Here is an 842-nt window from a genome sequence, read left to right on the forward strand (position 1 = left end):
CTTACAACGTGGCGCTGAGCACCGTCAATACCGTAATGGTGAATGGTCTGAAGAAACGACTTCAGAAGATCAAACCGAAGCGGCTGATGATGTTAATGACTCTGATGACGACAGCGACGATCATCAAGGTCCACAAGGGCGAAACGCACATATAGATCAAGACTAAGTAAGGGTGCGAGCGAACCCGACTAGGGTGTAAGAGCCGACTTTTCTTGAATCAATAAAAACCTCCGATGACATTTTATCGGAGGTTTTTCAATGCAATAAAGAAGGGACTTTCCTGGCACCAATAAACGGGTTCAGTAAACCAATAGTGACTGTGTTTCACAAAATCTTTCAATATGTTTCAGATATTGAAAGATTTTGTTCCAACGGTTCATTATTTAGCAGTTTGCTTTACACCTTGCTAACTATTATATTTTCACTGTTCGCCAAATTAGGTTAGAATGGTAGTTGAAGAGCGACAAGCGAATAATGGGTGCCTAGCACCTAATAATGGAGTGAAATAAATGACAGATAAATTAATTAAGGCAGTAGCCTTTGATGGTGAAGTTCGTATTACAGCTGTAGATGCTACGGCTGTTGTCCAAGAGGCACAAAAGAAACATGATACATGGTCTGCTTCTACAGCAGCCCTAGGACGTACGTTAGTGGGTACTTTGATGATGGGGTCTGATATTAAAGATGATGCCAAAATCACTATCCAAATCAACGGGAATGGCCCAGCTGGTAAGTTAGTGGCTGTTGCGGACGGCCAAGGAAATGTGAAAGGCTACGTTCAAGAGCCACATATCAGCCTAAATCCAAACGACAAAGGCAAGATTGATGTACGTGGCGCGGTC

Annotated in this window: 1 protein-coding gene; it reads left to right on the top strand. The window is 42.8% G+C overall.

The genetic code is table 11. The annotated features are described in order from the left end of the window. Positions 1–509 precede the first annotated feature (509 nt). The coding region (locus ACRCJ0_RS16510; RefSeq protein WP_431391243.1) for an Hsp33 family molecular chaperone HslO at positions 510–842 on the top strand (333 nt) is incomplete at its 3' end.

The organism is Aerococcus sp. L_32, assembly GCF_050689315.1.